Source organism: Streptomyces sp. SL06 (assembly GCF_058244745.1).
In genome coordinates this window covers 3,648,510-3,661,510 of the sequence record NZ_JBSYOT010000002.1, presented here as the reverse complement: position 1 = coordinate 3,661,510, position 13,001 = coordinate 3,648,510, and the positions used below count along the sequence as shown (strand labels likewise).

The following is a 13,001-nucleotide window of genomic DNA, read 5'->3' as shown; positions in this document are numbered from 1 at the left end:
TACGGCACGGCACTGACAAATAAGACGCCCAACTCCGGTTCTGGCGCGTCGGTTTTGTGACGGTTCACAGGCCGACGGACGGAGCGGGCGCCGGACCACCGTAGGCCTGTGGGCACCGTCAGCCAATCTGGTTATCCACAGGTCATGTGGACGACGGGCCAGATGCTGTGGAGAACTCCTCCAAACCTGTGCACGACCCGGTGGACAGCCCTGTGAACAAGCATCCGCGCCGATCAGTGATACCGCTCTGAACTGCACATTTGCCATCCACGGCCTGTGCAGAAGAAAAACTTTCCCACTCGGATCAAGATCGCTTCGAGCCGTGCCCGGAAGTACACGGTGCGAGACGGTAGGTAAGGGTCGCAAAAGCTTTGCATCTCTTACCTGTGGACGATTAGATTAGTGCTCATGACACAGGCCCCCGAGCGCCCCCGGACCGTCCGGCGTCGGCACGACCGAGAGATCATCGCGCTGGCCGTCCCGGCCTTCGGCGCACTCGTCGCCGAGCCCCTCTTCGTCATGGCCGACAGCGCGATTGTCGGCCATCTCGGCACCGCACAGCTCGCCGGACTCGGCATCGCCTCGGCCCTGCTCACCACAGCCGTCAGCGTCTTCGTCTTCCTCGCCTACGCCACCACGGCGGCAGTGTCACGACGTGTCGGGGCGGGCGACCTGCAAGCCGCGATACGCCAGGGCATGGACGGCATCTGGCTGGCACTGCTGCTCGGCGCCGCCGTGATCGCCGTCGTCCTGCCCACGGCCCCCTCCCTCATCGGCCTCTTCGGCGCGTCCGACACCGCGGCCCCCTATGCCATCACCTATCTGCGGATCTCCAGCCTCGGCATCCCGGCGATGCTCGTCGTGCTGGCCTCGACCGGTGTCCTGAGAGGACTGCAGAACACCCGGACCCCCCTCTACGTCGCCGTCGCCGGCTTCATCGCCAACGCCGTCCTCAATGTCGTACTCGTCTACGGCGCCGGGCTCGGTATCGCGGGCTCCGCCTGGGGCACCGTCATCGCCCAGTGCGGCATGGCCGCCGTGTACCTGTGGGTGGTGATCCGCGGGGCACGACGACACGGGGCCTCCCTGCTCCCGGACATCGCCGGCATCAGGGCCTCCGCTCAGGCCGGGGTGCCGCTGCTCGTGCGCACCCTGTCGCTGCGGGCCATCCTCATGATCGCCACTGCCGTGGCGGCCCGTCTCGGCGACGCCGACATCGCGGCCCATCAGATCATCCTGTCCCTGTGGAGTCTGCTCGCCTTCGCACTCGATGCCATCGCCATCGCAGGTCAGGCCATCATCGGACGCCATCTCGGAGCCGGTGACGGCCAGGGGGCCCGCGATGCCTGCCGCAGGATGGTCGAGTGGGGTGTCGCGGTCGGGTTCGTACTCGGCCTGCTCGTGGTGCTGTCCCGCCCGGCCTTCCTGCCCCTGTTCACCGGCGACTCCGTGGTCAAGGACACCGCGTTGCCCGCCCTCGTGATCGTGGCCGTCTCGCAGCCGATCTGCGGAGTGGTCTACGTGCTGGACGGCGTCCTCATGGGCGCGGGCGACGGCCCATACCTGGCCTGGGCGATGCTGGTGACTCTGGCGGTCTTCACTCCGGCGGCACTTCTCGTCCCGGCCCTCGGCGGTGGGCTCACCGCCCTGTGGGCTGCGATGACGCTGATGATGGCAATGCGCCTGGTGACGCTGTGGCTGCGTACCCGGTCGGGTCGTTGGGTCGTCACGGGTGCCACACGCTGACCGTTTCACGTGAAACATCGTGCTTCGCGTGAAGAGGGGGCCGCATCTCCCAGTCGGGAGATGCGGCCCCCTCTCATCGCTTGAGCGAGAGCAAGGCTCTGACTCAGGCAGCGATGACCTCGATGCTGACCTTGGCGTCAACCTCGGGGTGCAGACGCACGGAACGTTCTCGTGAGCGCCCAGGGTCTTGATCGGCGAGCCCAGTTCGATGCGGCGCTTGTCGACCTCGGGGCCACCGGCGGCCTTGATCGCCGAAGCGACATCGGCCGGGGTGACGGAGCCGAAGAGACGACCGGCGTCGCCGGAGCGAACGGCCAGACGGACCTTCACGCCCTCGAGCTGGGCCTTCACCTGGTTGGCCTGCTCGATGGTCTGGATCTCGTGGATCTTGCGAGCACGACGAATCTGCTCGACATCCTTCTCGCCGCCCTTGGTCCAGCGGATGGCGAACTTCCGCGGGATCAGGTAGTTGCGAGCGTAACCGTCCTTGACGTTCGACGACGTCGCCCGCGGCACCGAGGCCGGAGACCTCGTGGGTGAGGATGATCTTCATGAGTCGGTCACCCTTCCCTTATCGCGCGGTGGAGGTGTAGGGCAGCAGCGCCATCTCACGGCTGTTCTTCACGGCCGTGGCGACGTCACGCTGGTGCTGGGTGCAGTTGCCGGTCACGCGGCGGGCACGGATCTTGCCGCGGTCGGAAATGAACTTCCGCAGCATGTTCGTGTCCTTGTAGTCCACGTACGTGACCTTGTCCTTGCAGAATGCGCAGACCTTCTTCTTCGGCTTGCGCACAGGCGGCTTAGCCATGATGTTTCTCCTGTGTGATCAAGAAGTGTGGGTAGAGCCCGCCCTAGAAGGGGGGCTCGTCCGAGTAGCCGCCACCGCCGCCACCGCCGCTGGAGCCACCGCCCCAGCCGCCGCCACCCTGGCCGCCGCCACCCTGCTGGCCACCGGCGGGAGCGCCGGTCGCCCAGGGGTCGTCGGCCGGAGCGCCGCCGCCCTGCTGGCCACCGCCGGGGCCGCCGCCCCAGCCGCCGCCACCCTGGCCGCCACCGCCGCCGTAACCACCCTGGCCACCGCGGCCCGAGGTCTTGGTGACCTTGGCCGTGGCGCTGCGAAGACTGGCGCCGACCTCGTCGACGTCCAGCTCGTAGACCGTGCGCTTGACGCCCTCACGGTCCTCGTAGGACCGCTGCTTCAGCCGGCCCTGCACGATGACGCGCATGCCTCGCTGAAGCGACTCGGCGACGTTCTCCGCCGCCTGACGCCAGACCGAGCAGGTGAGGAAGAGGCTTTCGCCGTCCTTCCACTCATTCGTCTGGCGGTCGAAGGTGCGGGGAGTCGACGCAACGCGGAACTTCGCGACGGCCGCACCGGACGGGGTGAAGCGCAGCTCGGGGTCGTCGACAAGATTGCCGATGACCGTGATGACGGTCTCGCCTGCCATGGGGGAACCTCTCGGCGGGTTTGCTGCTGGCTGCTTGTGCTGCTACTCGAATCCCGGGATCGGCTGAGCGGGAGGGCTCAGTGGTTCTCGGGACGGAGGACCTTGGTCCGGAGGACCGACTCGTTCAGGTTCATCTGGCGGTCGAGCTCCTTGACGATCGCAGGCTCGGCCTGCAGATCGATGACCGAGTAGATGCCCTCGGGCTTCTTCTTGATCTCGTACGAGAGACGACGACGGCCCCAGGTGTCGACCTTCTCGACCTTTCCGCCGCCGTCACGGACGACAGAGAGGAAGTTCTCGATCAGCGGGGAGACAGAACGCTCCTCGAGATCGGGGTCGAGGATGACCATCACCTCGTAGTGACGCATGTGGAACCCACCTCCTTCGGACTCAGCGGCCACGGTCGTTCCGTGGCAGGAGGGTTGCGATGCGTTGGCACCGGTATCAACGAGTAAACCAGGACCCACTGACAATCGGGTCCGACGATCGGAGTCTCCTCCGAGGAGGTCGCCCGGTCGCGGCCGGAAGTAGACACCAGTGCAGAAGGGACAGCCTACCCGCCCACCGGCCCGCGGTTGAAATCCGGCTGTGCGGGCAATCGACAGTCAGCGGATGCGCACTGCCTTCGGCAGGAGGTTCCCCATGGCACAGATCACGCGACCCGCCAAACCACGGACCGGCTTGCTGGCCACCGACAACAGGTCGCACCCCCTCCAGGACGCACTGCTGGCGGTGACCCTGGTGCTCGGAGTGCTCGCCCTGGCCACCGCGAGCTTTCGAGGGCTCCACATCCTCACCTCGTGGGCCGGACTGCTCGGTGTCCTGACCGGCGGATACGGCCAGTACGTCTCCGAGACGACCCGCGAGCGCTTCGGCCTGGTGCTGGGCCTCGGGGCCTCCGCACTCGGTCTGTACTTCGGCATCTACCACGGCGGGCTCTTCGGCTGAGCCCCGCCGCCGCCCGCCCGTCGGCCCTCCCCTTCCCGCCGTACGCCGGACGGGGCGCTCACAGGGCGCAGTAGGCTTCGCGCGAGAGCCGGAGCCCCTGTACCCATGGGGACACACCAGCCCGAGGAGCGCCCCGAATGAGCCTGACCCTGAGGACCATCAGTCGCGAGCAGCATCTGGCGTACATCCAGAGCCTGCCGGCGGCGAGTCACATGCAGGTCCCGGCATGGGCGGACGTAAAGGCGGAATGGCGCTCGGAGAACCTCGGCTGGTTCGACGGCCGGACCGGTGAGCTGGTCGGCGCGGGCCTCGTCCTCTACCGGCAGCTGCCCAAGATCAAGCGCTACCTCGCCTATCTCCCCGAGGGCCCGGTCATCAACTGGTTCGCGCCGAACCTCCAGGAGTGGCTGGAGCCCATGCTCGCGCACCTCAAGCAGCAGGGCGCCTTCTCCGTGAAGATGGGCCCGCCGGTGATCATCCGGCGCTGGGACGCCACGTCCATCAAGAAGGGCATCCAGGACCCCAACGTCAAGCGCCTGCGTGACATAGAGGCCGACCACATCGAGCCGCGCGCCTTCGAAGTGGCCGACAAGCTGCGCCGCATGGGCTGGCAGCAGGGCGAGGACGGCGGCGCCGGGTTCGGTGACGTGCAGCCCCGCTACGTCTTCCAGGTGCCGCTGGCCAACCGCTCCCTGGAAGAGGTCCACAAGAACTTCAACCAGCTGTGGCGCCGCAACATCAAGAAGGCCGAGAAGGCCGGCGTCGAGGTCGTCCAGGGCGGCTACCAGGACCTCGAGGAGTGGCAGCGCCTGTACGAGATCACGGCCGTGCGCGACCACTTCCGGCCGCGCCCGCTGTCGTACTTCCAGCGGATGTGGACGGCCCTCAACAGCGAGGACCCCAACCGCATGCGGCTGTACTTCGCCCGGCACAACGGGGTGAACCTCTCCGCGGCGACCATGCTGGTGGTCGGCGGGCACGTCTGGTACTCCTACGGTGCCTCCGACAACATCGGCCGCGAGGTCCGGCCCTCGAACGCCATGCAGTGGGCCATGCTGCGCGACGCCTACGCCCTGGGTGCCACCGTCTACGACCTGCGCGGCATCTCCGACTCCCTGGACGAGACCGACCACCTCTTCGGTCTGATCCAGTTCAAGGTCGGTACGGGTGGCCAGGCGGCCGAGTACCTCGGCGAGTGGGACTTCCCGCTGAACAAGCTGCTCCACAAGGCCCTCGACATCTACATGTCACGCCGCTGACCCACCGCTCATCCCCGAATCCGCACCTCTGACAGCCACGAGAAAGGTTCCAGGTCCGGCCATGGCGCTCACGCTCTACGTCGACACCGCGCGCTGGCGGGCGCATCACAAGCACGTCCAGGAGCAGTTCCCCGGGCTGGTCCCGGTCTGTAAGGGCAACGGCTACGGCTTCGGGCACGAGCGGCTGGCGGAGGAGGCCACGCGGCTGGGCTCGGACGTGCTCGCCGTCGGCACGACGTACGAGGCCGCCCGGATCAAGGACTTCTTCGGCGGTGACCTGCTGGTCCTGACGCCGTACCGGCGTGGCGAGGAGCCCGTGCCGCTGCCCGACCGGGTCGTGCGCTCGGTGTCGTCCATCGACGGCGTGTACGGCCTGGTGGGCGCCCGCGTGGTCATCGAGGTGATGTCCTCGATGAAGCGGCACGGCGTCAGCGAGCAGGATCTTCCGCAGCTGCACGCCGCCATAGAGAACGTCCGGCTGGAGGGCTTCGCCATCCACCTGCCGCTGGACCGTACCGACGGCTCGGACGCGGTCGAGGAGGTCATCGGCTGGATGGACCGGCTGCGCGCGGCCCGGCTGCCGCTGCACACCATGTTCGTCAGCCACCTCAAGGCCGATGAGCTGGCCCGGCTCCAGCAGCAGTTCCCGCAGACCCGCTTCCGCGCCCGGATCGGCACCCGGCTCTGGCTGGGGGACCACGACGCCACCGAGTACCGGGGCGCGGTCCTGGACGTCACGCGCGTCGCCAAGGGCGAGCGCTTCGGCTACCGGCAGCAGAAGGCGGCCTCCGACGGCTTCCTGGTGGTCGTGGCGGGCGGTACGTCGCACGGTGTGGGTCTGGAGGCCCCGAAGGCGCTGCACGGCGTCATGCCGCGCGCCAAGGGCGTGGCCAGGGCCGGCCTCGCCACGGTCAACCGGAATCTCTCCCCGTTCGTCTGGGACGGCAAGCAGCGCTGGTTCGCGGAGCCGCCGCACATGCAGGTCTCGATTCTCTTCGTGCCCTCGGAGGCGTCGGAGCCCTCGGTGGGCGACGAACTGGTGGCCCATCTGCGGCACACCACCACGCAGTTCGACCGCATCCTCGACCGCTAGCGAGAAGGCCGTACACGGTGTCGTCGTGTACGGCCCTTCATGTGTTCGCTCAGAGCGAACTTTCCGCGTGCCGCGGCGGGTGCGCCGCGGGGCCCAGGACGAAGACGTCCTCCGCGCCGTCGAGCACGCCGCCCGAGGGGTCGTCGTCCCCCGTCCGCCGGACCGGGTCCCGTTCCGGCATCAGGATGTCGCGCACGACCATGACGCACAGGAACAGCGTTCCCAGCAGATGCATGCCGATGGCCCAGTGATAGCCGTCCGTCGGCAGGCCCTTGTGGGCGTCGCCGCTGGTCGTGTACGCGAGATACATCCAGATGCCCAGGAAGTACGCCACCTCGCACACCTGCCAGATCAGGAAGTCCCGCCACTTCGGGCGGGCCAGCACGGCAAGCGGTACCAGCCACAGCACGTACTGCGGTGAGTAGACCTTGTTGGTGAGGATGAACGCGGCGACGATCAGGAAGGCGAGCTGGGCGAAGCGCGGGCGCCGGGGGGCGGTCAGGGCGAGGACCGCGACGGCTCCGCAGCACAGCAGCATCAAAAGCGTGGCAAGGGTGTTGACGGTCTCGGTGCTGGGCGGATTGCTGGAACTCTGGACCAGGATCAGCCAGAAGGACCCGAAGTCCACGCCCCGTTCCTGGCTGAACGTGTAGAACTTCGACCAGCCGTCGAAGGCGAAGAGCATCACCGGCAGGTTCACCACGAGCCAGGCGACGACCGCGCCTGCCAGGGCCGCTCCGAACTGCCGCCATTTGCCCGCCCGCCAGCACAGGACCAGCAGCGGGCCGAGGAGCAGGAAGGGGTAGAGCTTGGCGGCCGTGGCCAGCCCCAGCAGGATGCCGAAGGCCACTGAGCGCCCCCGTGACCACATCAGGATCGCGGCGGATGTCAGGGCGACCGCCAGCAGGTCCCAGTTGACGGTCGCGGTCAGCACGAAGGCGGGTGCGAGGGCGACCAGCAGACCGTCCCAGGGGCGTCGTGCGTGCGTCCGGGTCACGCAAACGGCGATGACGACGGCGCACACCATGAGCAGCCCGGCGTTGACCATCCAGTACCACTGCTCCTGGTCCTGGATGGAGCCGCCGCCCGGGGTAAGCCAGGCCGCGACCTCCATGAAGACACCGGTCAGCACGGGGTATTCGAGGTACTCCATGTCGCCGGGGAGCCTGTCGAAGTACGGCACGAGCCCGTCGCTGAACCCGCGTCCCTGGTAGAGGTGCGGGATGTCCGAGTAGCACGCGTGCGTGTACTGGGAGCTGGCGCCGAAGAACCAGGCGCCGTTGTAACAGGGTGCTTTCTGGACCAGGCCGAGGGCGAACATGCCGATGGCCACGAGCGCGATCACCCGCACGGGAGTCCACCAGGACGTCCCGAGCAGGGCACGTCGGCCGAGGGGACCGCCGATCAGCTCGCTGCCGGCCGCGGCGACCGCGTCCTCCCTGGTCGGTCGCGCCGGGTCCGGCTCGTGCACGCTCGCTGGCGTCGATTCAGCACTGGGCATGAGGCACATCCTGCCGTACGCGCCTGGGGATACGGCGGGGCCGCCGCACCCTCATGGATGCGGCGGCCCCTGTTTCACGTGAAACTTGCGGGTGTTTCACGTGAAACACCCATGTCGGACGTTCCGGCGGCTACCCGGTCGTACCTCTGAAGAAGCCACCGCCGCCATCCTGGCCTCCTCTGTCGCCGTCGTCCCCGGTCTCACTGGGCGAGGTCGAAGGTGACGGGCTGCTGTCCGAGCCCCCGGAGTCGTTGCCGGCCGAGTCGTTGCCTCCGTCGCCCCCGTCGCCACAGTTCCACTCGAAGACGCCACAGGTTTCGGTGGGAGCCGGAGCGGAGGGACTGGGCTCGCTCCGCGTGGGCGTCGGCGAAGGCGACGGCGAGGTCTCTTCCTCCTCCGTCTCGGAAGGAGAGGGAGACGGGCTGGGCGACGGGGTGTCGTTGATGACCTCGCCGATGGGCTCCGGGGTCGGGAACTTCACCGGCTTCGTGCCCTTCAGCGCCTGTTCCATGTAGTCCTTCCAGATCAAGGACGGGAAGGAGGCACCGTGGATCTTCTTCTCGCCGCCCGTCCCGTACATCTCCAGGAAGGTGCGGTTCTTGACGGATTCGTCGTCCGGGTAGCGGAACATGCTGATCGCGGTCGACAGCTGGGGGGTGTAGCCGACGAACCAGGCGGACTTGTTGCCGTCCGTGGTACCGGTCTTACCGGCCACCTCACGACCCGGCAGCTGCGCGTTGGAACCCGTTCCGTCGTCGACGACGGTCTTCAGAACGTCCGTGACGTTGTCCGCGACCTTCGCGGTGAACGCCTGCACGGTCTCCACCTTGTGCGTGTAGACCGTGCCGTCCTTGTTCGTCACCTTGGTGACGGAGAACGGCGTGCGCTGCTTGCCGCTGTCCGCGAACGTGGCGTACGAGCCCGCCATGCGGATGGCGCTCGGATCCGAGACGCCGATGGAGAACGACGGGTAGCCGGAGCCCGCCAGGCTGTCCTCCAGAAGCCCCGCATCGACGGCGGCCTCCTTGACCTGGTCCAGGCCGACGTCCATGCCGAGCTGGACGAAGGCGGAGTTCACCGACTCCCGCATGGCCTCACGAAGGTCGATCTTGTAGTCCGGCGGATTGCCGACCGAGTCCTTGCCGTCGTTCTCCTGACGCCACTGCTCGCCCTTCTCGTTCTCCCAGATCGTCCCGTCGTAGTCCTTGATCTTGAGGTTGTTCTGGCCGCTGTAGAGGCTCTTCGGGGAGACGACGGTGCGTTCGTCCTGCGGCTGGACCGCACCGCCCTTGGGATCGCGCACGCCCCACTTCATCGCCGCCGCGAGCACGAACGGCTTGAACGTCGAGCCGACCTGGGCACCGGTCACGTCGGCGTTGTTGGTGAAGTGCTTGGTGGCGTCCTGTCCGCCGTATATGGCCTTGATGGCGCCCGTATCGGGATCCACGGACGCCCCGCCGAACTGGACGTGGGTATCGGTCTCGGGACGCTCCTCGACGTTGATGTTCTTCTTGTAGACCTTGGTGACCGCGGCTTCGAGTTCGTCGACCTTCTTCTTGTCGAACGTCGTGAAGATCGAGTAGCCGCCCTGCTCCAGTTGCTTCTGCGTGACCTTGCCGGTCTTGATCACGGAGGCCTTGGCAAGGTCGACGAGGTAACCGATCTGGCCGCTCAGCTGGGTGTTCGACCGCGGGTTCTCCCACTTGGGGAGATCGGTGAACTTGGCCCGCTCCTCCGGATCGAGATGCCCGTACTCCACCATCTTGTCGAGCGTGTCCTGCATCTGGTTCTTGGCACGCCTCGAGTTGGCCTCCGGCGTGGCCGTCGTGTCGATCGAGGTGGCACCCGCCGGGTCGTAGTACGTGGCGCCCTTGAGCATCGCCGACAGGAAGGCGCACTGGCCGGCGTTGAGATCGACGGCGTCCACATTGAAGTACGCCCGCGCGGCGGCCTGGATCCCGTAGGCGCCGCGGCCGTAGTACGCGGAGTTCAGGTAGCCCGCGAGGATCTTGTCCTTCGGCTCGTTGGCGCCCACCTTGATCGAGACGAAGATCTCCTTGGCCTTGCGGGAGACCGTCTGCGACTGGTCGTTCAGCATCGCGTTCTTCACGTACTGCTGAGTGATGGTGGAGCCGCCCTGCGTGTCACCGCCCTTGGCCATGTTGACCACGGCGCGCGCGATGCCCTTGGGGTCGATGCCGCTGTCCGAGTAGAAGGTCTTGTTCTCCTGGGAGATGACGGCGTTGCGCATGTCCTTGGGAATCTGCGCGAGGTTGACGTTCTGACGGTTGCGCTCACCACCGGTGGCAACCATCTGGCTGCCGTCGGCCCAGTAGTAGACGTTGTTCTGCGCCGTGGCCGTCTTGTCGGGAACGGGAACGTCCACCATGGCGTAGGCGAGGCCCGCGGCAGCCACCAGACAGCCGAAGAACCCGATGCACAGCCCGGAGACGAGCCGCCAGGAGGGCACCCAGCGGTGCCACCCGTCCTTGTCATGGCGCGGGTAGTCGATCATCCGCTTTCTGCCGGGTACGGCGGCGCGACCCCGACCGGGCCCTTCCGAAGCCCGCCGACCGCGGCCCGGGTCGGCCGCTCTGCGACGGCCTCCTCCGTTCCGCTGCGCTGCGCGCCGAGCTTCGGCACGGCTCCCGTACTGACGCTCCTCGTCCTCCGGACCGTACGAGCCGGACGGAGACCCTGTGGCGCCTCGCGGTGCCGCGCGGCGGCCGGAGGACGAGCCGGACTGGCCGCGTCGGGCCGCGGCACGTCCGCCTCCCTGCGGCTGCGGCGGTTTGCGACGGTGCTCGCTCATCGAACGACTACTCCTCGGGCAGGCGCACCCCTGCGCGCCTGGTAAAGGCGGCTGATTTCCGGTCCCCCCGAAGTACGGATGCGGCCCCTTCCGCATTCACCCGTACTGCACCGAGGACAGGGACGCCCCCAGGCGTCACTCGGTTCCCGGTGGTCTGCATGGCGCACAGACTACGCACCGCCAAAACCCCCGAGCTCCGAAGTTCACCTCAAATCAGGCAACTTGCTCTCGTTGAAACCCTGATGTGATCCCGTTCACCAGCCCCCCTCTTGTCGCAGAAGGAAGCTCGTTCTATCGTGCTGATGTATCGACTCGATACATCAGCGCGGCATAAGGGCGAGAGGAGACGACGATGAGCCGGCGTTCCGGCATCCTCGAGTTCGCCGTACTCGGCCTGCTCCGCGAGTCCCCGATGCACGGCTATGAGCTGCGCAAACGGCTCAACACCTCGCTGGGTGTGTTCCGGGCGTTCAGCTACGGAACGCTCTACCCCTGCCTCAAGACGCTGGTCGCCAACGGCTGGTTGATCGAGGAACCGGGGAACGTCGACGAGGCGGCCGCTTCGCTCACGGGACGCCGCGCCAAGATCGTCTACCGGCTGACGGCAGACGGTAAGGAACACTTCGAGCAGCTCCTCTCACAGACGGGCCCGGACGCGTACGACGACGAGACCTTCGCCGCACGCTTCGCGTTCTTCGGGCAAACGTCGCGTGACGTACGCATGCGCGTGCTCGAAGGCCGGCGCAGCCGGCTGGAAGAGCGCCTGGAGAAGATGCGCGCCTCCCTGGCCCGCACCCGGGAGCGACTCGACGACTACACGCTTGAGCTCCAGCGCCACGGAATGGAGTCCGTGGAGCGCGAAGTGCGCTGGCTGAACGAGCTCATCGAGAGTGAGCGGGCGGGACGGGACCTGCGGGGTTCCGCCACCGAGGGGACCGCTCAACAGGACAGGACATCTGGAGCGACGGGCGGCCTGCCCCGGTCCGGGGACGACCCCCGGCCGGATACGCCCGGCGACACCACCACGTGAGCGCCCAGTCAGGGCCTCACTCGTACACACAGGGAGCAACCGGAATGGGTTCGGTTCGCGTAGCCATCGTCGGTGTGGGCAACTGCGCCGCATCGCTGGTGCAGGGCGTCGAGTACTACAAGGACGCCGACCCGGCGGCCAAGGTGCCCGGCCTGATGCACGTCCAGTTCGGCGACTACCACGTCCGTGACATCGAGTTCGTCGCCGCCTTCGACGTGGACGCCAAGAAGGTCGGTCTGGACCTCGCGGACGCCATCGGCGCCTCCGAGAACAACACCATCAAGATCTGCGACGTGCCGAACAGCGGCGTCCAGGTCCAGCGCGGCCACACGCTCGACGGTCTCGGCAAGTACTACCGCGAGACCATCGAGGAGTCCGCCGAGGAGCCGGCCGACATCGTCCAGGTCCTCAAGGACAAGCAGGTCAACGTCCTCGTCTGCTACCTGCCCGTCGGCTCCGAGAACGCGGCGAAGTACTACGCCCAGTGCGCCATCGACGCCAAGGTCGCCTTCGTCAACGCGCTCCCGGTCTTCATCGCCGGTACCAAGGAGTGGGCGGACAAGTTCACCGAGGCGGGCGTGCCGATCGTCGGCGACGACATCAAGTCGCAGGTCGGCGCCACCATCACACACCGCGTCATGGCGAAGCTGTTCGAGGACCGGGGCGTCGTCCTGGACCGCACGATGCAGCTGAACGTCGGCGGCAACATGGACTTCAAGAACATGCTCGAGCGCGAGCGCCTGGAGTCCAAGAAGATCTCCAAGACGCAGGCCGTCACCTCCCAGATCCCCGACCGCGACCTGGGTGCGAAGAACGTCCACATCGGCCCGTCCGACTACGTGCAGTGGCTGGACGACCGCAAGTGGGCCTACGTCCGGCTCGAGGGCCGTGCGTTCGGTGACGTCCCGCTGAGCCTGGAGTACAAGCTCGAGGTCTGGGACTCCCCGAACTCGGCCGGTGTCATCATCGACGCCCTGCGCGCCGCGAAGATCGCCAAGGACCGCGGCATCGGCGGCCCGATCCTGTCGGCGTCGAGCTACTTCATGAAGTCCCCGCCGGTCCAGTACTTCGACGACGAGGCCCGTGCCAACGTCGAGAAGTTCATCGCCGGCGAGGTCGAGCGCTGAGAACCTCGGACTCCGGTCCGCCGAGGGTCCCCGGGTC

At 67.3% G+C, this 13,001-nt stretch carries 11 protein-coding genes and 1 pseudogene; 6 read left to right on the top strand and 6 right to left on the bottom strand.

Features of this window, described 5'->3' with window-relative positions; all coding sequences use genetic code 11:
- The first annotated feature begins 408 nt into the window (after positions 1-408).
- Positions 409-1,746, top strand: coding sequence for an MATE family efflux transporter (locus tag AC4IHM_RS16695; RefSeq protein ID WP_490867828.1), 1,338 nt, complete (start codon positions 409-411; stop codon positions 1,744-1,746).
- Between the two features lie 103 nt (positions 1,747-1,849).
- Here the strand turns inward: AC4IHM_RS16695 and rplI are convergent.
- From rplI to rpsF, 4 genes and pseudogenes are all read right to left on the bottom strand, one after another.
- Positions 1,850-2,299 (bottom strand): annotated as a pseudogene (gene rplI, locus AC4IHM_RS16690) (50S ribosomal protein L9).
- Positions 2,300-2,317: 18 nt separating this feature from the next.
- Complete coding sequence (gene rpsR, locus AC4IHM_RS16685; protein WP_003949403.1) at positions 2,318-2,554, bottom strand: 30S ribosomal protein S18; 237 nt, start codon at positions 2,552-2,554, stop codon at positions 2,318-2,320.
- A gap of 43 nt (positions 2,555-2,597) precedes the next feature.
- Positions 2,598-3,194 carry a single-stranded DNA-binding protein gene (locus tag AC4IHM_RS16680; protein WP_490867827.1) on the bottom strand — a complete coding sequence of 199 codons (597 nt, stop codon included), beginning with the start codon at positions 3,192-3,194 and terminating at the stop codon, positions 2,598-2,600.
- Between the two features lie 77 nt (positions 3,195-3,271).
- Complete coding sequence (gene rpsF / locus AC4IHM_RS16675; RefSeq protein ID WP_490867826.1) at positions 3,272-3,562, bottom strand: 30S ribosomal protein S6; 291 nt, start codon at positions 3,560-3,562, stop codon at positions 3,272-3,274.
- A gap of 274 nt (positions 3,563-3,836) precedes the next feature.
- Between rpsF and AC4IHM_RS16670 the strand changes: the two genes are divergently transcribed.
- The 3 genes from AC4IHM_RS16670 (at position 3,837) to AC4IHM_RS16660 (ending at position 6,494) form a co-directional block, all read left to right on the top strand.
- Complete coding sequence (locus AC4IHM_RS16670; protein ID WP_490867825.1) at positions 3,837-4,142, top strand: hypothetical protein; 306 nt, start codon at positions 3,837-3,839, stop codon at positions 4,140-4,142.
- Positions 4,143-4,279: 137 nt separating this feature from the next.
- Entirely contained in the window at positions 4,280-5,401 is a 1,122-nt protein-coding gene (femX, locus tag AC4IHM_RS16665; RefSeq protein ID WP_490867824.1) for a peptidoglycan bridge formation glycyltransferase FemX, read from the top strand.
- Positions 5,402-5,462: 61 nt separating this feature from the next.
- Complete coding sequence (locus AC4IHM_RS16660; protein WP_490867823.1) at positions 5,463-6,494, top strand: alanine racemase; 1,032 nt, start codon at positions 5,463-5,465, stop codon at positions 6,492-6,494.
- A 49-nt stretch (positions 6,495-6,543) separates the two neighbouring features.
- Here the strand turns inward: AC4IHM_RS16660 and AC4IHM_RS16655 are convergent, their stop codons facing one another.
- A complete protein-coding gene (locus AC4IHM_RS16655) occupies positions 6,544-7,995 on the bottom strand; it encodes a glycosyltransferase family 87 protein (protein WP_490867822.1) in 1,452 nt (483 codons plus the stop codon).
- Between the two features lie 130 nt (positions 7,996-8,125).
- Positions 8,126-10,510: a transglycosylase domain-containing protein gene (locus AC4IHM_RS16650; RefSeq protein WP_490867821.1), complete on the bottom strand. Its 2,385-nt coding sequence runs from the start codon at positions 10,508-10,510 to the stop codon at positions 8,126-8,128.
- Between the two features lie 649 nt (positions 10,511-11,159).
- Between AC4IHM_RS16650 and AC4IHM_RS16645 the strand changes: the two genes are divergently transcribed.
- Together AC4IHM_RS16645 and AC4IHM_RS16640 are read left to right on the top strand one after the other, a co-directional pair.
- The gene (locus AC4IHM_RS16645) at positions 11,160-11,837 is read left to right on the top strand and encodes a PadR family transcriptional regulator (RefSeq protein ID WP_490867820.1); all 678 of its coding nucleotides are present in this window, start codon (positions 11,160-11,162) and stop codon (positions 11,835-11,837) included.
- 44 nt (positions 11,838-11,881) lie between these two features.
- On the top strand, positions 11,882-12,964 hold the full coding sequence (locus AC4IHM_RS16640) for an inositol-3-phosphate synthase (protein WP_490867819.1): 1,083 nt from the start codon (positions 11,882-11,884) through the stop codon (positions 12,962-12,964).
- Positions 12,965-13,001: the final 37 nt, after the last annotated feature.